This window comes from Micromonospora thermarum (assembly GCF_012034245.1).
GTDB lineage: Bacteria > Actinomycetota > Actinomycetes > Mycobacteriales > Micromonosporaceae > Micromonospora > Micromonospora thermarum.
This window is the reverse complement of sequence record NZ_JAATEO010000016.1, coordinates 70,514-90,374: the sequence shown is the minus strand read 5'-3', so window position 1 is coordinate 90,374 and position 19,861 is coordinate 70,514. Positions and strand designations below refer to the sequence as shown.

Sequence of the window (19,861 nt, the reverse complement as noted above, 5' to 3'; positions counted from 1 at the left end):
CGGACGCGCCGCCGCCTCCGCCGGTGTGTGCTGCCACACTGCTCGGCATGCGCGTGCTGCTCTGTCCCGACAAGTTCGCCGGCACGCTGTCGGCCCCGGACGTGGCCGAGGCCGTCGCCGACGGCTGGCACGAGGTGGCGGGCGGCGACGAACTGCTCGTGCGGCCCCTCGCCGACGGCGGCCCGGGGTTCCTGGACGTGCTCGCCGACGCGCTGGACGCCCGCCGGGTGCCGGTGCCGACCGTCGACCCGCTCGGCCGGCCGGCGGCCGGTGAGATCCTGGTCACCGCCGACGGCACCGCGTACGTGGAGAGCGCCCAGGCCTGCGGCCTGCACCTGCTCGGCCCGGCCGAACGCGACCCGAAGGCCACCACCTCGTACGGGCTCGGCCTGCTGATCTCCGCCGCCGTCGAACACGGCGCCCGGCAGGTGGTGATCGGGCTCGGCGGCTCCGCCACGAACGACGCCGGGGCCGGCATGCTCACCGCTTTGGGCGTGACGCCCCTCGACGAGGCCGGCCTCGCCCTCCCGTACGGGGGAGCGGCGCTGGCCGCCGTCGCGGCGCTGGGCGGCGCACCCCGGCTGCGTGACGCCCGCCTGGTGGCCGCCACGGACGTCGACAACCCGCTGCTGGGGCTGCACGGCGCGAGCAACGTCTTCGGCCCCCAGAAGGGCGCCGACAAGGCGGACGTGCTGCTGCTCGACGCCGCGCTGGAGCGTTTCGCCGCGGTCCTGGAACGGGACCTGCCCGGCTGCCCCGCCGGGCTGGGCGTCCTGCCCGGCGGCGGGGCGGCCGGCGGGCTGGGCGCCGCCATCCTGGCCCTCGGCGGCTCGTGCGAGTCCGGCATCGGCCTGGTCACCCGGGCGATCGGGCTGGACACCGCGCTCGACACCGTCGACCTGGTGATCACCGGCGAGGGGTCCTTCGACCACCAGTCGCTGCGCGGCAAGGTGGTCGCCGGGGTGGCCGGCGCCGCCCGGGACCGGGGGGTGCCCTGCGTGGTGCTGGCGGGACGGGTGAGCACCGGCCGCCGCGAGGCCGCCGCCGCCGGCGTCACGGAGGCGTACAGCCTGGTGGAGCACTTCGGCGGGGAGGAACGCGGCGGGATCGAGGCGGCGATGGGCCGCCCGGCCGAGGGCCTGCGGGCGCTGGGCGCCCGGCTGGCCCGGCAGTGGAGCCGGTGACCGGCGGGGCCCGCGGAGCGTGGGGCGGCGGTGCGGGCCGCGTCACCTGGGTGACCTCCCGCGCGGCGGCCTACAATCGGAAATTGGACCACTGTGGGAATCGCTGACCGACGGGTGACGTTGGCCAGGACGACCACACCGTACGCGTGCAGGGAGAATTCCACGTGACCACGCCAGCGCAGACCGAGTCGACCGAGGCCAAGGCCCCCACGACCGTCATCCTCACCGACGTCGCGGCGCAGAAGGTCAAGGCTCTGATCGAGCAGGAGGGCCGTGACGACCTGCGGCTCCGCGTCGCGGTGCAGCCGGGCGGCTGCTCCGGCCTGCGGTACCAGCTCTTCTTCGACGAGCGCTCGCTCGACGGCGACATCGTCAGCGACTTCGACGGCGTCGAGGTCGTCGTCGACCGCATGAGCGCCCCGTACCTGACCGGCGCCACCATCGACTTCGCCGACCGGATCGACGCCCAGGGCTTCACGATCGACAACCCGAACGCGGGCAACTCCTGCGCCTGCGGCGACTCGTTCAGCTGAGCCTTCCCGACGGCGGGGCCGTCCCCCTCGTCGTCGAGGGGGACGGCCCCGCCGTCGCGTGTCCGCTTGGTGTGCGGGACGTGGCCGCTGTCCGACCGACCGGTCACCCCGCGGTGGCCCGACCGGTAGGCTGACCGCGCCCTGCTCCCGACCCCCGAGGGTTGACATGAAGATCGCCGTGACGGGCTCGATCGCCACCGACCACCTGATGAGCTTCCCCGGTCGGTTCGCCGACCAGTTCATCGCCGACCAGTTGCACAAGGTGTCGCTCTCCTTCCTGGTCGACGACCTGGTGCTGCGCCGCGGCGGGGTGGCCGCCAACATCGCCTTCGGCATGGGGCAGCTCGGCCTGCGCCCGGTCCTGATCGGCGCGGTCGGTGCGGACTTCGCCGACTACCGCTCCTGGCTGGAGCGGCACGGCGTCGACTGCGACTCGGTGCACGTGAGCGAGGTCGCGCACACCGCCCGCTTCGTCTGCACCACCGACACCGAGATGTGCCAGATCGCGTCCTTCTACGCGGGCGCGATGAGCGAGGCGCGCAACATCGAGCTGGAGCCGGTCGCCCGCCGCCTGGACGGCCTCGACCTGGTGCTGGTCGGCGCCAACGACCCGGACGCGATGCTGCGGCACTCCGCCGAGTGCCGCGAGCGGGGGTACGCCTTCGCGGCCGACCCCTCCCAGCAGCTCGCCCGGATGCCCGGCGAGGACGTCGTCGCGCTGATCGACGGCGCGGAATACCTGATGACCAACGACTACGAGAAGTCGCTGCTGCAGAGCAAGGCCGGCCTCAGCGACGAGCAGCTGCTCGACATGGTCAAGGTCCGGGTCACCACGCTGGGCAAGCACGGTGTGGAGATCGCCGGGCGCGGCATCGACCCGATCCACGTGCCGATCGCCCGGGAGATCCGTGCGGTCGACCCCACCGGTGTCGGCGACGGGTTCCGGGCCGGCTTCTTCACCGCGCTCTCCTGGGGCCTCGGGCTGGAGCGGGCCGCCCAGGTCGGGTCGCTGCTCGCCACGCTGGTGCTGGAGACCGTCGGCACCCAGGAGTACCAGGTCCGCCGTGACCTGTTCGTCAAGCGCCTCGCCGAGTCGTACGGCGACGAGGCAGCCGAGGACGTGCGACCGCACCTCCTGCCCTAACCCCCGGCGCGCCCCCGCGCCCCCCGCCCGTTACCCCCGTTACCTTTTTGATCGTCCCCAGCCGGGGACTCCTCGGTCGCCCGGCCCGGTATGACTTACTGCCCCTGTCGTACGGATGATCCGGGGGGTGTTGTCGCCGGGTCGGGTGGCGTCGGTGGACCGCTGATAGGGACACGGCCACCCGTGTTGGGGTAGGTCTCGTCGTAACGTGGCTGCCGGCAGTCCGACGCCTGGACCAGCGGCCGAGGCCACGATGCGATGCGTGGAGGCGGGGTCTGGTGAACGACGGATACGGCGTATACCTCGGCTTGGACGTCGGTAAAGGTGATCACCACGCGGTCGGGTTGGCGCCGGACGGCAGGAGGCTGCACGACGCGGCGTTGCCGAACACCGAGGCCCGGCTGCGGCAGCTGTTCGACAAACTCGCCCGTCACGGCCGAGTCCTGGTCGTGGTCGACCAGCCCGCCTCGATCGGCGCCCTGCCGGTCGCGGTCGCCCGGGCGTGCGGGCATCAGGTGGCCTACCTGCCCGGACTGGCCATGCGTCGCATCGCTGACCTGCACCCCGGCACGGCGAAGACCGACGCCCGTGATGCCTACGTCATCGCTGACGCCGCCCGCACCCTGCCGCACACCCTGCGGCGGGTCGACACCGGCGACGAGGCTCTGGCCGAGCTGGAAGTCCTCGTCGGCTTCGACGACGACCTCGCCGGCGAAGCCACCCGCGTGTCCAACCGCATCCGGGGACTGCTCACCCAGATCCACCCCGCCCTGGAACGAGTCCTCGGCCCGAAAGTGCACCACAAGGCCGTGCTGGAGCTGCTGTCACGCTGCGGCGGCCCCGCCGGACTCCGCAAAGCCGGCCGCCGCAAGCTGCTGTCGATCGCCGCCGTCCACGCACCACGCATGGGCGACCGCCTGGTCGAGCAGATCATGACCGCCCTCGACGAGCAGACCGTCACCGTCCCGGGCACCCAAGCTGCGGAGACGATCCTGCCCCGCCTCGCCGACAGCCTCCGCGACGTCCTGCGTCAGCGCGACCAGGTCGCCGGCGAGGTCGAGAGGATCCTTGATGCGCACCCTCTTGCCCCGGTCCTGACCTCGATGCCCGGCATCGGCGTCAGGACCGCAGCCCGGATCCTGCTCGAAGTCGGCGACGGCACCGCCTTCCCGACCCCCGGCCACCTCGCCGCCTACGCCGGCCTCGCCCCTGTCACCCGACGATCCGGCACCAGCATCCGCGGCGAGCACCCACCCCGCGGCGGCAACAAGAACCTCAAACGCGCATTCTTCCTCGCCGCGTTCGCAGCTTTAGCCGACCCCACCAGCAGGGCCTACTACGACCGCAAACGAGCCGAAGGCAAGCGTCACAACGCCGCCCTCATCTGCCTCGCCCGCCGCCGCTGCGACGTCCTGTTCGCCATGCTCCGCGACAAAATCCCCTACCAGCACCGCCCAACAGCACAGATCGCTACTTGACCAAACCCATAGGGACCCCCCCTTGCGCGTCGATCTTGCACTTTCGGCCCCCGTTCTGCGGCATTTGTGCCTTACGTCTAGGCAGAAAGTGCAAGATCGCGGGGGATGGCGGGGTGGGGGCGGGAGGGTGAGGGTGGGTCAGTGGCGGCGGCGGATGTCGTAGGCGGGGCCGTCCGGGCCGTCGAGCCGGCCCACGAACTCCTGGCCGCGCATGCGGCACCAGGCGGGGATGTCCACGGCCGCCGCCGGGTCGTCCGCCAACACCCGCACCACCGTGCCGACCGGCAGGTCCGGCAGGCGCCGCGCCACGGCGATCACCGGCAGCGGGCAGCGCTGCCCCCGGCAGTCGAGCACCTCCTCCGGCATCGTCACAGCCCCACCACCCCCGCCTCGGCGCGCAGCCCCGCCACGATCCCCGGCAGCTCGGCGAGGAAACGCTCCACGTCCGCCTCGGTCGTCTCCCGGTGCAGCGAGACCCGTACGTTGCCGTGCGACAGCACACCCATCGCCTCCAGCACGTGCGACGGGCGCAGCGTCGACGACGTGCACGAGGAGCCGGAGGAGACGGCGAAGCCGTGCCGGTCCAGCGCGTGCAGCAACGCCTCGCCGTCCACGTACAGGCAGGAGAACGTCACCAGATGGGGGAGCCGGTGATCCGGATCACCCACCACCTCGACGTCCGGCACCTCCGCCGCCACCCGCGCCCGGATCCGGTCCACCAGGGGCGCGAGCCGGGCCGCCTCCGTCGAGGCGTCGGCCGCCGCCGCGCGCAGGCCCGCCGCCGCCGCCACGACCGCCGGGAGGTTCAACACCCCCGGCGTACGCCCCGACTCGCGCTCGTCCGCCGGCCACGGCGACTCCCAGCGGGTGCCCTTGCGGACGACCAGCACCCCGACTCCTGGTGGCCCGCCCCACTTGTGGGCGCTCGCGGTCAGCACCGACCAGCCCTCCGGAACGGGCGCCCGGCCCACCACCTGGGCGGCGTCGACGTAGAGCGGGACCCCGGCCGCCGTGCAGGCGTCGGCCGCCACGCCGACCGGCTGCACCGTGCCGACCTCATGACTCGCGGCGATCAGCGCGGCGAGCGCCACGCCGGGCGCGCCGACCGCCGCCGACCAGGCGTCGAGGTCGACCCGGCCGAGCCGGTCCACCGGTACGGACGTCGCCGTACCGCCGCCGGCCACGTGCGTCTCGGCGGCGTGCAGCACCGCCGAGTGCTCGATCGCCGAGTGCACCAGCGTGGCGCCGACCCGGCGCCGGCCGGTGAGGCCGCCGAGCACGGCGGAGTGCGCGGCCGTCGTGCCGCTGGGGGTGAAGGAGAGCTCGTCCGGTCGTACACCGAGCGTGGCCGCGGTCGCCTCGCGGGCGGCGTCGAGGAGTTGGCGGGCGCGGCGGGCCTGCGTGTACAGGCGTGCCGGGTCGGCCCAGCCGTCGTCGAGCGCGGCCAGCAGCGCCTGCCGGGCGACCGGGTGCAGCGGCGCGGCGGTCGCCGCGTCCAGGTAGACCGGGGACGCGCTCACGGTGCCGCCTTTGTTCGCGACTGCGGGGCTCGCAACCCCGGCTCACTCCTCGCGCTCACGGTGCCGCCTTTGTTCGCGACTGCGGGGCTCGCAACCCCGGCTCACTCCTCGCGCTCACGGAAGCCCACGCTATCGCGCCGTCCGGCCCGTGATCTCCCCGATGGGGGCGGACAGCGACCCCAACACGGTCCAGCCCGTCATGGTCGAGTAATCTGCGACCGTCGGTGACGCCTTTGCCGCCGGTGCTGTCGCTCCGCCCGGCGGAGCCGGCAGACAAGACATACACCGCGGCGCGCTAGGGAGGCAGGACCAGGTGGTCGCAAGGAGTTCGGAGGTACGGCCGTCGGCCGTACGGCGCAGCGCTTCCCCGGGAGCCGGTGGGCGCCGGGCGCGGGGTGCCGGTCGGCTCGCCGGGCTCGGTCTCGGCGGAGCGGCGCTGCTGGTCCTGCTCACGGGCTGCGACGTCGGCGCCACGTTCGACGGCTTCGGCTGGCCGCAGGGCGGCATCACGCCCGAGGCGCACCGGATGTACGACCTGTGGATCGCGTCGTGCATCGCGGCGCTCGCGGTCGGCGTGTTCGTCTGGGGCCTGATCTTCTGGTGCGTGGTGCGCTACCGGAAGCGGGGCAACGAGCTGCCGGTGCAGACCCGCTACAACATGCCGATGGAGTTCCTCTACACCATCGCGCCGATCCTGATCGTCTCCGTGCTCTTCTACTACACGGCGATCGTCCAGACGAACGTGGTGCGGACGACCAAGAACCCCGACGTCACCGTCGAGGTGGTCGCCTTCAAGTGGAACTGGCAGTTCAACTACCGCGACGGGCAGGGCCCGGAGGCCAACACGGTGGCCTCGGTCCTCGGCACCAGCGAGGTCATCCCGGTCCTCGTGCTGCCGACCGACCGGTCGATCCGCTTCGAGGAGACCAGCCGCGACGTCATCCACTCCTTCTGGGTGCCGGAGATGCTGTTCAAGCGGGACGTCTTCCCGGGCAAGGTCCGCAACGTCTTCGAGGTCTCCAAGCTCGAGACCGAGGGCGCGTACGTGGGCCGCTGCGCCGAGCTGTGCGGCAGCTACCACGCCTTCATGAACTTCGAGCTGCGGGTCGTCTCGCCGGAGAAGTACGACCAGTTCCTCGCCGCGAAGCGCGAGGGCCGGTCGACGCAGGAGGCGCTGACCGCCATCGGCGAGGAGCCGTACGCGACGAAGACCTTCCCGTTCGAGACTCGGCGTACCGAAGCGAACTTCAACCCGGACAACGCGTCCGCCGGCGCGGGCAACTGAGGGGGCACGCATGAAGACCGAGTGGCGCATCTTCCTCGTCATCGCCGGGTTCCTGCTCTTCGCCACGTTCCTCTACGGCGGCTGGACCGCCGCGGACGGCGGTCGGGTCGAGTGGGTCGGCACCATCGGCCTGCTGCTGAGCTTCCTGCTCTGCGCGATGTGCGGTGGCTTCTTCTGGTTCGTGTCCCGCCGGATCGACCTGCGTCCGGAGGACCGGCCGGACGCGGAGATCGCCGAGGGAGCGGGCGAGGTCGGCTTCTTCAGCCCGGGCAGCTACTGGCCGTTCGGTCTGGCGCTCTCCGCGTCGACTGCGGGCCTCGGCCTGGTGTTCTGGCAGTTCTGGCTGCTGGGCGTCGGCCTCGTGGCGGTCATCTTCGCCGCCTGCGGCCTGCTCTTCGAGTACTACAGCGGCACCCGGCGCACCGCCGAGCACTGAGCCCGTAACGCACACGCAGGCCCGCCTCCCCCGAGGGGAGGCGGGCCTGCGTGTGCGGTGTGCCCGCCGCGTCGACTCCCGCACCCGCGCCTGTGCCCGCGCTCTGCGCGTCGTGCCCCCACACAGTCGTGGACGATTTGCGCCCCTCCAGGGCGCCAACCTTCCGAGATCGCCCGGCGGTGGTCGTCTGCGAGCCGCATGGCCGCCGCTGGTGCCACGCGGGAGGTGGCGGTGGTGTCGGGCGGTCCGTCGGCGGTGGCCGGTGCGCGTCGGGTGGCGTGGCTCAGGCGGCGCGGCGGTGGACGGCGGGCTGCCGCCGGTGGGTGGTCAGGCGCGGGGTGCGGAAGGCGAACGTGGCGATGAGCACGGCCGCGCCACAGCCGGTGCAGATGAGCTCGGGACAGTCGGTGCCGTGGCCGTCGACGCAGGGCGGGACCTCGAACGGCCGCACGCCCTCACAGACGTCGCAGTGCATCTCGCGGGTCGACACGGGCGGCTCCTCTCGCTGCTGCTCCGCCGACGGGGCGGAGAACTACTCGCCTGTAGTTTTCCACGCACCCCCGACATTCCTCCGTGCGCCACCCACCCGCGCCATGATCGGCTCAATGCGGCGGCATCAGAGGGAGCGGGCGACCTCGATCCAGCGGTCGAGGGTGCGGGCGGCGGCGCCCGAGTCGATCGATTCGGCGGCGCGGGCCATACCGCCGCGCAGCGCCTCGGTCAGGTCCCCGTCGAGCGGGCCCTGCGTGGCCAGCGCGGCGGCCGCGTTGACCAGCACCGCGTCGCGTACCGGGCCGGTCTCCCCGGCGAGCAGGCGGCGCACCACGCCGGCGTTGTAGGCGGCGTCGCCGCCGCGCAGGTCGGCCAGGGTGGCCCGGGGTACGCCCAGGTCCGTCGCGTCCAGCAGCGCCTCCCGGACCGTGCCGCCCTGCGCCGCCCAGACCCGGGTCGGCGCGGCGGTGGTGAACTCGTCCAGCCCGTCCTCGCCGCGCATGAGGAGCACCGAGTCGCCGCGCGCCGCGAAGACGTCGGCCATCACCGGAGCCATCCGGGCGTCGAAACAGCCGACCGCGGCGGCCCGGGGTCGCGCCGGGTTGGTGAGCGGGCCGAGGAAGTTGAAGGCGGTCGGCACGCCCAGCTCGCGGCGGACCGGGCCGGCGTGCCGCATGCCCGGGTGGAAGCGGGCGGCGAAGCAGAAGCCGATGCCCGCCTCGGCGACGCAGGTGGCCACGCCCTCCGGGCCGAGGTCGAGCGGCAGCCCGAGGTGCTCCAGGACGTCGGCCGTGCCGCAGGACGAGGAGGCGGCCCGGTTGCCGTGCTTGACCACCCGGACACCGGCGCCGGCGACCACCAGCGAGGCCATGGTGGAGATGTTCACGGTGTGCGCGAGGTCACCCCCGGTGCCCACCACGTCGAGGGCGGTGGCCCGCAGCTCGTCGGGGAGCTGGACCAGCACCGCGTGCCCCAGCATCGCCTCCACCAGGCCGGCCACCTCGGCGGCCGTCTCGCCCTTGGCGCGCAGCGCCACCGCGAAGCCGGCGATCTGGGCCGGTGCGGCGGACCCGGACATGATCTCGCCCATCGCCCAGGCGGTGTCGGCGGTGGAGAGTTCCTCACCGCGCAGCAGCGCGGAGAGCAGGTGCGGCCAGGTCCGTTCGCCCATGGCGGGCCTCCCGAGCGGTCCAGGTGGATGGGGGGAACCGGCGCCGGCGGGTCCGGCGCCGAGGTGGTGCCGGAGCGGGGGACGTCAGGCGGGGGCGTGCGTCCGCAGCAGCTCGGCCACCGTGGTGCCGGTGGTCACCGGATCGAGCGGGTGCACCAGGGTGGCGTCGACCTCGGCGTACGCCGCGAGCCATCGGTCGGCGGCGCGGGCGATCACCACGCAGGTCGGGGGAGCGTCCTCGCGGTCGTCCTTGAGCTGGCGGGCGATGCCGATGCCGCCGCCGGGGGTCGCCTCACCGTCGAGCAGCATCAGGTCGATCTCGTAGTCGTCGACGAGGCGGACGCACTCGGCGTAGGTCGACGCCTCGACGAACTCGATCTGCAGGCCGGGTGCGGGCCGGGTGCCGACGGCGAGCCGCATCCGGTCGCGGACCTGCGGGTCGTCGCTGTAGAGCAGGACGGTGCACTCACGATCGCTCATGGCTCAACTGGCTCCCACCTCGTAGCTGCCCGCCGATCGTACCGGTCGGTGTGAGATACGTGACGCCCTGCCCGGGGCGTACCCGTCGGCGCAGCTCAGGCCGCGGTCTCGGCGGCGCGCTGGCGGGCCTCCTGGCGGTCCAGCTCGCGGTCGATCCGGCGGGCCTCGCGCTCCGCGTGCCGCATCCACTGCACGACCAGCACCGCCAGCATGGTGACGCTGACGAACTCGCCGCCGGCCCAGAGGACGCCTCCGGCGACGACCTGGTCCTCCCACGGGTCCGACCAGGTCAGCCCGAGCGACGGGTACCAGTCGCCGCCGAAGAGCGTGCTCGACTGCATGATCGTGAGCCCGAGCACGGTGTGGAACGGCACGGACAGCAGCATCAGCAGGGCCCGGCCCGGGTACGGCCAGCGGCCCGGCAGCGGGTCCAGGCCGAGCAGCGGCCAGAAGAACACGCAGCCGGTCAGGATGAAGTGCGCGTGCACCAGCTCGTGTGCCCAGGCGTGTTCGAGCGTGTAGCGGTACAGGTCCGTGAAGTAGAGCGCGAACGGGTTCACCACGAAGATGGCGAAGGCGACCAGCGGGTAGCTGTAGACGCGGGCGATCCGGCTGTGCACGATCGCCAGGAGCCGCTTGCGCGGGCGGGTCGGCAGCGTCCGTAGGGCCAGCGTCATCGGCGCGCCGAGCGCGAGGAAGATCGGCGCGATCATGGACAGCACCATGTGCTGGACCATGTGCACCGACAGCAGGGCGGTGTCGTACGCGTGCAGCCCGCTGACCGTCACCGCCGCGATGCCGCCGAGGCCCGGGCCGAGGAAGAAGACCGTGCGGGCGACCGGCCAGCGGTCGCCGCGGATCCGCAGACGGTGCACCCCGTAGAGGTAGAGTCCGGCGGCGAGCACCAGGCCGACGGCGAGCCAGCTGTCCAGGCGCGTCTCGGTGAACACCGAGGTGACGGTGAACGGCGGCGGGGTGGCCGCGGTCACCGCCGGCGCGGCGACCGAGGTCGCGGTGGAGATCGGATCGACGTGCAACACGCTTTTCAGCCTAGGTCAGGCGAACCGGACCACCCCGATCGGGCTGCCTCGACCACCGGTTTGGCACCCCGCTGATCGCGGGCCCCGGTCAAGGGCAATAATGACCGCGTGACTGCGGCCCCAGCCATTGACAAGAGCCGGATCCACTCCCTGACCCGACCCAACATGGTCAGCGTCGGGACGATCGTGTGGCTCTCCAGCGAACTCATGTTCTTCGCGGCACTGTTCGCGATGTACTTCTCCATCCGCGCGGCGGCGCCGGAGCAGTGGGCGGAGCACACCCCGCACCTGAACATCCCGTACGCGACGACGTTCACGGTGATCCTGGTGCTCTCGTCGGTGACCTGCCAGCTCGGCGTGTTCGCCGCCGAGAAGGGCGACGTGCACGCCCTGCGGCGCTGGTTCACCGTCACCTTCGTGATGGGCCTGATCTTCGTGCTCGGCCAGGTCAACGAGTACCGCGCGCTGGTGCACGAGGGCATCAAGATCAACTCCGACGGTTACGGGTCGATGTTCTACCTGACCACCGGCTTCCACGGTCTGCACGTGACCGGCGGTCTGATCGCGTTCATCGTCTTCATGATCCGCACCACCATGGGCCGGTTCACGCCGGCACAGGCCACCGCGGCGATCGTCGTGTCGTACTACTGGCACTTCGTCGACGTCGTGTGGATCGGGCTCTACGCCATGATCTACTGGCTCCAGTGATCTTGGCGCGTCACGAACCGCGCCGCTGCTCCGTCTCCCTCAGGCAAGGTCCAACCGGTTAAGGACACAGGTCATGACTTCTGACAACGACCGCCGACGCGGTCTGCTCGCGCGGCTGCGCGGGCGGCCCGCAGCGCGCAGCAGGGGCCGCCGCCGGCTGGGTGCCGCGGTCCGGCTGCTGGCCGCGCTCATGCTGGCCGGCGGTGCCTACACCGTCTTCGCCCCCGGCGTGCAGGCGCAGGACAACCCGCCGTTGTCCGGCGCCGCCGCGGAGGGCAAGGCGCTGTTCGACGTGAGCTGTGTGACCTGTCACGGTCGCAACGCGCAGGGTGTCGAGGGCCGCGGCCCGAGCCTGATCGGCGTCGGCGCCGCCTCGGTCGAGTTTCAGGTGGGCACGGGCCGGATGCCGATGGCCCGGCAGGAGGCCCAGGCGCAGCGCAAGCCGGAGGTCTTCAACGACGAGGAGACCCGCCAGCTCGCCCAGTACATCCAGGAGCTCGGCGGCGGCCCGGTGGTGCCGGAGGGTGCCAACCTCCACGAGGACGCGAACATCGCCGCCGGTGGCGAGCTGTTCCGCATCAACTGCTCGCAGTGCCACGCCTTCGGCGGTGGCGGCGGCGCCCTCTCCTCGGGCAAGTACGCGCCGAGCCTGCGCCCGGCCACCGACCGCCAGATCTACGCGGCGATGCTGAGCGGCCCGCAGAACATGCCGGTCTTCGGCGACAACCAGATCACGCCGGAGCAGAAGGCGGACATCATCGCCTACATCCAGGAGACCCTGAAGCACGACCAGGACCCGGGCGGCTTCAACCTCGGCCGCTACGGCCCCTCGACCGAGGGCCTGGCGATCTTCCTGGTGGGCATCGTCGCGCTGGTCTTCGCCAGCCTGTGGATTGCGGGCAAGTCGTGACCGGGCGACCCGTGAGTAACATTGCGCTGGTGTCGCGTGTCGGCACCGTCCGTAGCGAGGTGACGGCATGACCACCCACACCGAGCACCAGGCTCAGCAGAGCCGGGAGCCGCTCGACGTGAACGACCCCCGGCTCAGCCGGTTCGAGATCGTGCAGGAGGGCGCGCGGCGGGACGACATCGAGATCGTCCACTACGAGCCGCAGGTCGTCCCCGGCAGCAAGGCCGAGCGCCGGCTGGTCCGTACGGTCGCGTCGTTCTTCCTGCTGACCGGCCTCGCCGCGACGGCCTTCCTGGCGATCTACATCTGGTGGCCGTGGGAGTACGCGCCGGGCCGCGGCGGGGACAAGTGGTACACGCCGCTGCTCGGCGTCACCCTGGGCGTCGCCCTGCTCGGCATCGGCTTCGGCATCCTCACGTGGGGCAAGAAGCTGCTGCCCAAGGAGGTGTCGATCCAGGACCGGCACGAGGGCGCCGTCTCCGAGGACGAGCGCACCATCACCGGCCAGACGATGCTCTACATGGCCGACGAGCTGGGTGTCAAGCGCCGGCCGCTGCTCGGCATCTCGCTGCTGGCCGGTCTGGCGCCGGTCGGCGCGGTGGCCGCGGCGCCGCTGGTGGGTGGCCTGATCTCCGACCCGCACAAGAACAACCAGATGTTCACCACCGGCTTCGCGCCCGCCGAGGGTGGCGAGAAGGTCCGGCTGGTCCGCGAGGACGGCCGGCCGATCCGCCCGGCCGACATCAGCAGCGGCGGTCAGCTCACCGTGTTCCCCGGCATCGACCACGGCGTCAGCAACCGGCACGCCGACTCGCCGACGCTGCTGATCCACCTGCGTGACTCCGACGCGCAGGAGGCCCGCCGCGCCAACGAGCGGATCGGCCACGGCGACTACATGTGGGGCAACTACGCCGCGTACTCGAAGATCTGCACGCACGCCGGCTGCCCCGCCAGCCTGTACGAGCAGCAGACCAACCGGCTGCTCTGCCCGTGCCACCAGTCGCAGTTCCTCATCACCGACAACGCGAAGCCCATCTTCGGCCCGGCCAGCCGGCGGCTGCCCCAGCTGCCGATCGAGGTCGACGCCGAGGGCTACTTCGTGGCGAAGTCCGACTACACCGAGACCGTCGGGCCCGACTTCTGGGAGCGGCCGTGAAGCGGCGAAAGTTTGACATGGCAGCCGTCCCGGGCAACGCCGCCCGGGGGGTGGACGACCGCTTCCAGGTGGCCACCCCGCTGCGCCGGCTGCTGAACAAGGTCTTCCCGGACCACTGGTCCTTCCTGCTGGGCGAGATCGCGCTCTTCTCGTTCATCGTCCTGCTGCTGACCGGTGTCTTCCTGACCTTCTTCTTCGAGCCGGCGATGACCGAGGTGGTCTACAACGGCAGCTACGCCCCGCTGCGGGGCACGCCGATGTCGGCCGCGTACGCCTCCAGCCTGGACATCTCGTTCGACGTCCGGGGTGGCCTGATCATGCGGCAGATGCACCACTGGTCGGCCCTGCTGTTCATGGCCGCGATCGTGGTGCACATGCTGCGGGTCTTCTTCACCGGCGCGTTCCGCAAGCCGCGCGAGACGAACTGGATCATCGGTTCGCTGCTGTTCTGGGTGGGCTTCCTCGCCGGCTTCACCGGCTACTCGCTGCCGGACGACGGCCTCTCCGGCACCGGCCTGCGGATCGCCTCCGCGATCATGCTGTCGATCCCGGTGATCGGCTCGTGGCTCACCTCGTCGATCTTCGGCGGTGAGTTCCCCGGCACGATCATCATCAGCCGCTTCTACATCGCCCACGTGCTGCTGATCCCGGGTCTGCTGCTCGCGCTGATCAGCGTCCACCTGGGCCTGGTCTTCAAGCAGAAGCACACCCAGTGGCCCGGCCCCGGCCGGACCAACGGCAACGTGGTCGGCGAGCGGATGTTCCCCCGCTACGCGATCAAGCAGGGCGGCTTCTTCATGGTCGTCTTCGGCGTGATCGCGCTGATGGGCGGTCTGTTCCAGATCAACCCGATCTGGCTGTTCGGCCCGTACGAGGCGTGGGTGGTCTCGGCCGCCAGCCAGCCGGACTGGTACGTCATGTTCCTCGACGGCTCCACCCGGCTCATGCCCGCCTGGGAGATCAACATCCCGATCGGCGACGGGTACGTGATCCCGCCGCTGTTCTGGCCGACGGTCGTCCTCCCCGGCATCCTGGTGGGCCTGTCGACGCTCTACCCGTTCCTGGAGGCCCGGCACCTCAAGGACCGCAAGAGCCACAACCTGCTGCAGCGGCCCCGGGACGTCCCGGCCCGCACCGCGGTGGGCGCCATGGCCGTCTCGTTCTACATGGTGCTGACCCTCTCCGGGGCGAACGACGTCATCGCCGACAAGTTCCAGATCAGCTTGAACGCGATGACCTGGGCCGGCCGGATCGGTCTGCTCGTGGTGCCGCCGCTCGCGTACTACGTGACCTACCGGATCTGCCTGGGCCTCCAGCAGCACGACCGGGAGGTTCTCGCCCACGGTGTCGAGACCGGCATCATCCGGCGGCTGCCGGACGGCCGGTTCATCGAGGTCCACCAGCCGCTCAGCGCGGCCGACCACGACGGGCACGGCGCTCTGGAGTACGGCGGCTGGGTCGTCCCGAAGAAGATGAACCGGCTCGGTGCCCTCGGCCCGGCGATCCGGGGCTTCTTCTACCCGATCGAGAAGCCGGCCGAGGCGCCGGTCTCGCCGGGGCACCCGCCGGTCGAGCCCCGCGCCGAGCGGGAGGAGATCGGCAGCGGCGAACGCCGCTGACCCACCTCGTACCGTCTCGCGGCGCCCGCCGGATTCGTCCGGCGGGCGCCGCGGCGTTTCTCCCACCGATGGAGACGGAGGAATAACCCGGGCCAGCCGGGTATCCGTGCGGTCCAACGTCTCAAGGGGGGGAAGGCATGTTGGGAATCAAGCGCCTGGGCCTGCTGGCCGCACTGGTGCTGGTGGGTATCGCACCCGCCGCGGCCGCCCAGGCCGCGGTGCAGCCATCACAACAGGACACCCAGTACGTGCAGGCGATTCACCAGGTGAACCTGTTCGAGATCACCGCGGGTGAGCTGGCCCAGGAGAAGGGCCAGAACGAGCAGGTCAAGAACCTGGGTGAGATGTTCAAGACCGACCACACCCAGTTGGACGAGTCGGTCCAGGACCTCGCCGACCAGCTCAACGTGGATTTGCCGGACGAGCCCACGGCGGATCAGCAGCAGGTGATCGACCAGCTGAACAACGCCGACGGCGAGGAGTTCGACCGGCTCTGGGTGACCAGCCAGCTGACCGGCCACGTCCAGGCCATCCAGGCCAGCCAGACGGAGATCTCGCAGGGCTCCGAGCAGACGGTGGTCCAGCTGGCGCAGACCGCCCTGCCGACCCTGCAGGCGCACTACGACGAACTGGTCAAGCTGGCGGAGCAGCTGGGTATCCCGGTCCCGCAGGCCACCGGCACCGGTACGCCGAGCCCGGGTGGGACCACCCCCGGTCCCGGCACCGAGACCCCGGCTCCGGGCGGCACCACCGAGTCGCCGGCACCGGGTAACACCGAGACGCCGGCTCCGGGCGAGAGCTGACCGACGGTACGCAGCACGACGGCCGGTCCACCTTCGGGTGGGCCGGCCGCCTGCGTCGGGTCGGGCCGCGCCGGCCCGGCGTCCGTGGTCAGTCAGCGCCCGCGAGGCCGATCGCGAAGGCCTCCTCCAGGTCGTGCTGCGAGTACGCGCGGAACGCGATGTGGGACTCCGTGTTGAGCACGCCCGGCACCTTCGAGATGCTCCCGGCGATGACCTGGGCGATCTGCTCGAACTCGCGCACCCGGACCATCGCGATCAGGTCGACGTGCCCGGCCACCGAGTAGACCTCGCTGACGCCGGGCAGAGCGGCCAGGGCCTCGGCCACCTCGGGGATCGAGTCGGTGGCGCAGTCGATCAGCACGATCGCGGTGATCACGGGACATTTCTCCGTTCGTCGGCGTCGTCGCTTATGCTAGATGCTCCCAGGCGGGGCGGCTGGCCGACGCCGACGGTGAGGTCGGTGCCCGCACGGACGGCGTCCCGCAGGTGCTCGCCCGGGTGGACCATGGCGCCCGGCCAGACCACGGCGCGGGTGACGTCGCCGCGTACGACCGCGCCCGCGCCGACGACCGCCTCCCGGCACCGGCCGGTCACCACGGCGTCGGGGTCGACGAGGGTGCCGCCGCCCGCCGCGTGCAGGTTGGCGGCGAGGTAGTCGGCGGGGGTGCCGGTGTCGTAGAACGTGCCCCGGTAGGGGACCACGGTCAGTTCCCCGGCGGCCTCGGCGGGCCGCCATACCGACCGGACGAGGTCGCCGAACTCCACCGGCAGGTCCCGGATCCGCCGCCACGGCAGCAGCGAGAACCCGGTGAAGGCGTGGCCGTCGAAGGTGCCCGGCGCGGCTGGGTCCGGGGCGGGCTGGCCGAGCAGGCGTACGGTCTCGCCGTCCCAGTCGCGCAGCAGCGCGGCGATGTCCGCCCCGGGCGGACGGGCCGGGTCGGCGAGGTACGCGTCGGCGTTGCCCACCAGGACGCCCCGCCCGTCGATCCAGTCGCGCAGTTTCGCCACGCCCCCCGCGGTGCCGAGTGGCCCGTCAGGCTCCACCGAGAGGTACGCGCGGTCGCCGACGTGACGGACCACCTGGTCGGCGAGGTAGCTGGCGTTGACCGCCACCCGCGCCGGGCCGGTCAGGTCGAGCCCGGCCAGGCGGGCGAGGGCCCGGTCGAGCAACGGCACGTTCCCCACGGGGCAGAGCGCCTTGGGGACCCGCTCGGTCAACGGCCGCAGCCGGGTGCCCTCGCCGGCGGCGAGGACCACCGCACAGATCCCGCTCGGCGAGCGCGAGGAATGAGCCGGGCCTGCGAGTCCCGCAGTCGCGAGCGAAGACCCGCTCGGCGAGCGCGAGGAATGAGCCGGGCCTGCGAGTCCCGCAGTCGCGAGCGAAGACCCGCTCGGCGGGGTCACGGCCGGACGTCGGGTACCGGCGGCGGGAACTGCCCGGCCAGCGGCCCGATGTCGTAGTAGGCGAGCAGGCGTGCCGTCGGCCAGGTCAGCCGGGGCAGGTCGTCGAGCGGGTGCCAGGCGGCCTCGAAGACCTCCGCGCCGTCGACCGTGAAGGTGGTGGTCGAGGCGGGCACCTCGGCGGTGAACACCAAGTCCACCCAGCCCTTGTCGTGGACGATCGCGTTCGGCACGGCCGGGTGCAGGTCGCGGGGCGACAGCCGGACGCCGGTCTCCTCGTGCAGCTCGCGGGCCGCGCCGACCACCGGCGCCTCCCGCTTCTCGAGCAGCCCGCCCGGCAGTGTCCAGCCGTTGCCCGGCGGCTGGCGCAGCAGCAGCAGTCGGCCCGCCCCCTCGGCTTCGGCGTCGCGGACCAGGGTGACCGCGCCGACGATGTACTTCGGCACGGCCAGCCGGACCAGGCGGCGCCGCACCGGCAGCGGCAGCCGGTAGAAGACCTGGTACGCCACGGCGCGCCCGGTGACGCGGGAACGGGGGATCATGCGTCCAGGCTAGTGCCCGTGAGGAACCTTCGGTCGGTCCGGGGCGCGACCGGTCACTGCCGGTGGTCGACCAGGTCGATGAGCTGCTGGACCACCGTGTCCGGCTCGATGACCCGGTCGAAGACCGCGACGAGCAGCGTCTCCAGGTCGGGGTAGCCCAGCTCCTCGGCGAGCCGCAGCAGTGGCAGGTCGCTGGCGAGGCCGCGATTGTGCTTGCGCAGGGCCAGCCCGATCGTGGCCCGGCCGAGCCGGACCTTGTCGCTGATCGAGATGCCGGGCTCGGTGTGGTCGGCGAACCACCGGTTGATTTGCATCTGCGCGTGCGGCGACTTGACGAAGCCGAGCCACTCCTTGCGGGGCCCGCGCGGCGCGACGTCGGCGTCGAAGCCGTTGGCCGCGTCCGTCTCGGTGAAGATCTCGACCACGTCGCCGTCCTCCAGACAGGACGACAGCGGGGCGAGCCGGCCGTTGATCCGGGCGGCCAGGCAGTGGTCGCCGCGCTCGGTGCCCAGCTCGTACGCCAGGTCGACCGGGGTGGCGCCGGCCGGCAGCACCACCTGTTGCCCGTCGGCGAAGACCTGGATCTGCGACTCGGCGAGGTCGCAGCGCAGCGACTCCAGGAACTGGGCCGGGTCGGCCGTCTCCTGTTCCCAGTCCAGCACCCGGCGCAGCCAGTCCAGCTGCTCGGCCCGGGCGGCGGCACCGGTCTCGGCGCGGGGGAAGCGGTAGCTCGCGGCGATGCCGTACTCGGCGGAGCGGTGCATCTCGGCCGTGCGGATCAGCACCTCCACCGTGTGGTCCTTGGGGCCGCAGACGCTGGTGTGCAGGGACCGGTACAGGTTGTTCTTCGGGGAGGCGATGTAGTCCTTGAAGCGGCCGGGCACCGGGCGCCAGACGCCGTGGATGGCGCCGAGGGCCGCGTAGCAGTCGGTGGCCGGACCGTCCACGATGACCGCGATGCGGGGCAGGTCGTACGGCGCGGCGTGGCCACCGGCGACCGTGTCCTTCCAGATCGAGTACAGGTGCCGTGGTCGGGGGGTCACCTCGGCGTCGACCCGGCTGCGGCGCAGTGCCGTCTTCGCCCGGGCGACGACCTCCTGGAGGTACGCGTCCCAGCCCGGCCGGTCGTGCACGTGGCGGGCGATCCGGGCGTGCTCCTCCGGTTCCAGGTGCAGCAGCACCACGTCGTCCAGCTCGCGCTTGAGGGTCTGGATGCCCAGCCGGTCGCAGAGCGGGACCAGCACCTCCTGCGTCTTGCGGGCGATCCGCTCGCGGGACGCGGCCGACCGGACCCCGAGGGTGCGCATGTTGTGCAGGCGGTCGGCCAGCTTGATGATGAGCACCCGGACGTCCTTGCCGGCCGCGATGATCATCTTGCGGATCGTCTCCGCCTCGGCGGCCTGGCCGTAGAACGCCTTGTCGAACTTCGTCACCCCGTCGACCAGGTGGGCGACCTCCGGCCCGAAGTCGTCGGCGAGCGCCTGGAGGGTGTAGCGGGTGTCCTCGACGGTGTCGTGCAGCAGCGCAGCGACCAGGGTCGTGGTGTCCATGCCGAGGTCGGCGCAGATCTGGGCGACCGCGAGCGGGTGGGTGATGTACGGCTCACCGCTCTTGCGGAACTGCCCCCGGTGCATGGTCTCGGCGATGGTGTACGCCCGGCGCAGCACCGACGGGTCGGTCCCGGAGTGGATGTTGCGGTGGGTGCGGACCAGGTGGCCGACCGGGTCGGTCTCGGCGGTGGGCCAGGTCAGCAGCGAACGCAGACGGCGGGTCAGCGGCAGGTCGCCCGGCTGGGTCGGAAGCGCGCCCCCCAGGGCGGCGCCGTGTCCGGCGTCGACGTCCACGTGGGACACCTCCTCACCCCGGCCCCACGGCCGCCGGACCCCGGCAACCGGGAGCAGGCCCACGAAACGGGCAGGACTGCACTTCCTTAACAGCGTAAGGGAGTCGACGTCGTCC

The 19,861-nt window shown here is 72.1% G+C and carries 21 protein-coding genes; 11 read left to right on the top strand and 10 right to left on the bottom strand.

Annotated elements, in window-relative coordinates; genetic code table 11:
* Positions 1–47: 47 nt before the first annotated feature.
* From HCJ94_RS16270 to HCJ94_RS16255, 4 genes are all read left to right on the top strand, one after another.
* On the top strand, positions 48–1,184 hold the full coding sequence (locus HCJ94_RS16270) for a glycerate kinase family protein (RefSeq protein ID WP_168001870.1): 1,137 nt from the start codon (positions 48–50) through the stop codon (positions 1,182–1,184).
* Between the two features lie 164 nt (positions 1,185–1,348).
* On the top strand, positions 1,349–1,717 hold the full coding sequence (gene erpA / locus HCJ94_RS16265; RefSeq protein WP_168001869.1) for an iron-sulfur cluster insertion protein ErpA: 369 nt from the start codon (positions 1,349–1,351) through the stop codon (positions 1,715–1,717).
* A 166-nt stretch (positions 1,718–1,883) separates the two neighbouring features.
* The gene (locus HCJ94_RS16260; protein ID WP_168001868.1) at positions 1,884–2,861 is read left to right on the top strand and encodes a carbohydrate kinase family protein; all 978 of its coding nucleotides are present in this window, start codon (positions 1,884–1,886) and stop codon (positions 2,859–2,861) included.
* Between the two features lie 278 nt (positions 2,862–3,139).
* Complete coding sequence (locus HCJ94_RS16255; protein ID WP_168001867.1) at positions 3,140–4,339, top strand: IS110 family RNA-guided transposase; 1,200 nt, start codon at positions 3,140–3,142, stop codon at positions 4,337–4,339.
* A gap of 138 nt (positions 4,340–4,477) precedes the next feature.
* Here HCJ94_RS16255 and HCJ94_RS16250 read toward each other — a convergent pair whose 3' ends face one another.
* Both HCJ94_RS16250 and HCJ94_RS16245 read right to left on the bottom strand, forming a co-directional pair.
* Positions 4,478–4,711 (bottom strand): sulfurtransferase TusA family protein, encoded by a 234-nt coding sequence (locus HCJ94_RS16250; protein ID WP_168001866.1) that lies wholly within the window; start codon positions 4,709–4,711, stop codon positions 4,478–4,480.
* Positions 4,708–5,859, bottom strand: a complete 1,152-nt coding sequence (locus tag HCJ94_RS16245; protein WP_168001865.1) for a cysteine desulfurase family protein — start codon at positions 5,857–5,859, stop codon at positions 4,708–4,710. Before HCJ94_RS16245 ends, HCJ94_RS16250 begins: the two co-directional genes overlap by 4 nt.
* A 313-nt stretch (positions 5,860–6,172) precedes the next feature.
* Here HCJ94_RS16245 and ctaC point away from each other — a divergent pair, with 313 nt between their 5' ends.
* The gene (gene ctaC, locus HCJ94_RS16235; RefSeq protein WP_168001864.1) at positions 6,173–7,144 is read left to right on the top strand and encodes an aa3-type cytochrome oxidase subunit II; all 972 of its coding nucleotides are present in this window, start codon (positions 6,173–6,175) and stop codon (positions 7,142–7,144) included.
* Positions 7,145–7,154: 10 nt separating this feature from the next.
* Positions 7,155–7,580, top strand: coding sequence for a cytochrome c oxidase subunit 4 (locus tag HCJ94_RS16230; RefSeq protein WP_168001863.1), 426 nt, complete (start codon positions 7,155–7,157; stop codon positions 7,578–7,580).
* Between the two features lie 283 nt (positions 7,581–7,863).
* On the opposite strand, the gene HCJ94_RS16225 is transcribed toward HCJ94_RS16230, so the two are convergent.
* From HCJ94_RS16225 to HCJ94_RS16210, 4 genes are all read right to left on the bottom strand, one after another.
* On the bottom strand, positions 7,864–8,070 hold the full coding sequence (locus HCJ94_RS16225) for a hypothetical protein (RefSeq protein WP_168001862.1): 207 nt from the start codon (positions 8,068–8,070) through the stop codon (positions 7,864–7,866).
* A 126-nt stretch (positions 8,071–8,196) separates the two neighbouring features.
* Complete coding sequence (gene trpD / locus HCJ94_RS16220) at positions 8,197–9,243, bottom strand: anthranilate phosphoribosyltransferase (RefSeq protein ID WP_168001861.1); 1,047 nt, start codon at positions 9,241–9,243, stop codon at positions 8,197–8,199.
* An 84-nt stretch (positions 9,244–9,327) separates the two neighbouring features.
* Complete coding sequence (locus tag HCJ94_RS16215) at positions 9,328–9,723, bottom strand: helix-turn-helix domain-containing protein (protein ID WP_168001860.1); 396 nt, start codon at positions 9,721–9,723, stop codon at positions 9,328–9,330.
* 95 nt (positions 9,724–9,818) lie between these two features.
* Entirely contained in the window at positions 9,819–10,763 is a 945-nt protein-coding gene (locus HCJ94_RS16210) for a cytochrome c oxidase assembly protein (protein ID WP_168001859.1), read from the bottom strand.
* Between the two features lie 108 nt (positions 10,764–10,871).
* Between HCJ94_RS16210 and ctaE the strand changes: the two genes are divergently transcribed.
* The 5 genes from ctaE (at position 10,872) to HCJ94_RS16185 (ending at position 15,959) form a co-directional block, all read left to right on the top strand.
* The gene (gene ctaE / locus HCJ94_RS16205; RefSeq protein ID WP_168001858.1) at positions 10,872–11,471 is read left to right on the top strand and encodes an aa3-type cytochrome oxidase subunit III; all 600 of its coding nucleotides are present in this window, start codon (positions 10,872–10,874) and stop codon (positions 11,469–11,471) included.
* Positions 11,472–11,544: 73 nt separating this feature from the next.
* The gene (gene qcrC, locus HCJ94_RS16200; protein ID WP_168001857.1) at positions 11,545–12,381 is read left to right on the top strand and encodes a cytochrome bc1 complex diheme cytochrome c subunit; all 837 of its coding nucleotides are present in this window, start codon (positions 11,545–11,547) and stop codon (positions 12,379–12,381) included.
* Positions 12,382–12,448: 67 nt separating this feature from the next.
* A complete protein-coding gene (gene qcrA / locus HCJ94_RS16195; RefSeq protein WP_168001856.1) occupies positions 12,449–13,537 on the top strand; it encodes a cytochrome bc1 complex Rieske iron-sulfur subunit in 1,089 nt (362 codons plus the stop codon).
* Positions 13,534–15,156: a cytochrome bc1 complex cytochrome b subunit gene (gene qcrB, locus HCJ94_RS16190; RefSeq protein WP_168001855.1), complete on the top strand. Its 1,623-nt coding sequence runs from the start codon at positions 13,534–13,536 to the stop codon at positions 15,154–15,156. The genes qcrA and qcrB overlap by 4 nt, the downstream gene beginning before the upstream one ends.
* A gap of 137 nt (positions 15,157–15,293) precedes the next feature.
* Positions 15,294–15,959, top strand: coding sequence for a DUF4142 domain-containing protein (locus tag HCJ94_RS16185; RefSeq protein ID WP_168001854.1), 666 nt, complete (start codon positions 15,294–15,296; stop codon positions 15,957–15,959).
* Positions 15,960–16,047: 88 nt separating this feature from the next.
* Here the strand turns inward: HCJ94_RS16185 and HCJ94_RS16180 are convergent, their stop codons facing one another.
* The 4 genes from HCJ94_RS16180 to HCJ94_RS16165 form a co-directional block, all read right to left on the bottom strand.
* Positions 16,048–16,335: an Lrp/AsnC family transcriptional regulator gene (locus HCJ94_RS16180; RefSeq protein ID WP_168001853.1), complete on the bottom strand. Its 288-nt coding sequence runs from the start codon at positions 16,333–16,335 to the stop codon at positions 16,048–16,050.
* Positions 16,332–17,225 (bottom strand): nucleotidyltransferase family protein, encoded by an 894-nt coding sequence (locus tag HCJ94_RS16175; protein ID WP_168001911.1) that lies wholly within the window; start codon positions 17,223–17,225, stop codon positions 16,332–16,334. Before HCJ94_RS16175 ends, HCJ94_RS16180 begins: the two co-directional genes overlap by 4 nt.
* A 134-nt stretch (positions 17,226–17,359) precedes the next feature.
* On the bottom strand, positions 17,360–17,902 hold the full coding sequence (locus tag HCJ94_RS16170; protein WP_168001852.1) for an NUDIX hydrolase: 543 nt from the start codon (positions 17,900–17,902) through the stop codon (positions 17,360–17,362).
* 53 nt (positions 17,903–17,955) lie between these two features.
* On the bottom strand, positions 17,956–19,746 hold the full coding sequence (locus HCJ94_RS16165) for a RelA/SpoT family protein (RefSeq protein ID WP_168001851.1): 1,791 nt from the start codon (positions 19,744–19,746) through the stop codon (positions 17,956–17,958).
* Between the last annotated feature and the right edge of the window lie 115 nt (positions 19,747–19,861).

What these genes read in the sequence shown, in the direction of transcription:
- HCJ94_RS16270 (WP_168001870.1), top strand. Translation starts at nt 48, where the DNA reads ATGCGCGTGCTGCTCTGTCCCGACAAGTTCGCCGGCACGCTGTCGGCC.
- HCJ94_RS16260 (WP_168001868.1), top strand. Translation starts at nt 1,884, where the DNA reads ATGAAGATCGCCGTGACGGGCTCGATCGCCACCGACCACCTGATGAGC.
- HCJ94_RS16230 (WP_168001863.1), top strand. Translation starts at nt 7,155, where the DNA reads ATGAAGACCGAGTGGCGCATCTTCCTCGTCATCGCCGGGTTCCTGCTC.
- trpD (WP_168001861.1), bottom strand. Translation starts at nt 9,243, where the DNA reads ATGGGCGAACGGACCTGGCCGCACCTGCTCTCCGCGCTGCTGCGCGGT.
- HCJ94_RS16215 (WP_168001860.1), bottom strand. Translation starts at nt 9,723, where the DNA reads ATGAGCGATCGTGAGTGCACCGTCCTGCTCTACAGCGACGACCCGCAG.
- qcrC (WP_168001857.1), top strand. Translation starts at nt 11,545, where the DNA reads ATGACTTCTGACAACGACCGCCGACGCGGTCTGCTCGCGCGGCTGCGC.
- qcrA (WP_168001856.1), top strand. Translation starts at nt 12,449, where the DNA reads ATGACCACCCACACCGAGCACCAGGCTCAGCAGAGCCGGGAGCCGCTC.
- HCJ94_RS16185 (WP_168001854.1), top strand. Translation starts at nt 15,294, where the DNA reads ATGTTGGGAATCAAGCGCCTGGGCCTGCTGGCCGCACTGGTGCTGGTG.
- HCJ94_RS16170 (WP_168001852.1), bottom strand. Translation starts at nt 17,902, where the DNA reads ATGATCCCCCGTTCCCGCGTCACCGGGCGCGCCGTGGCGTACCAGGTC.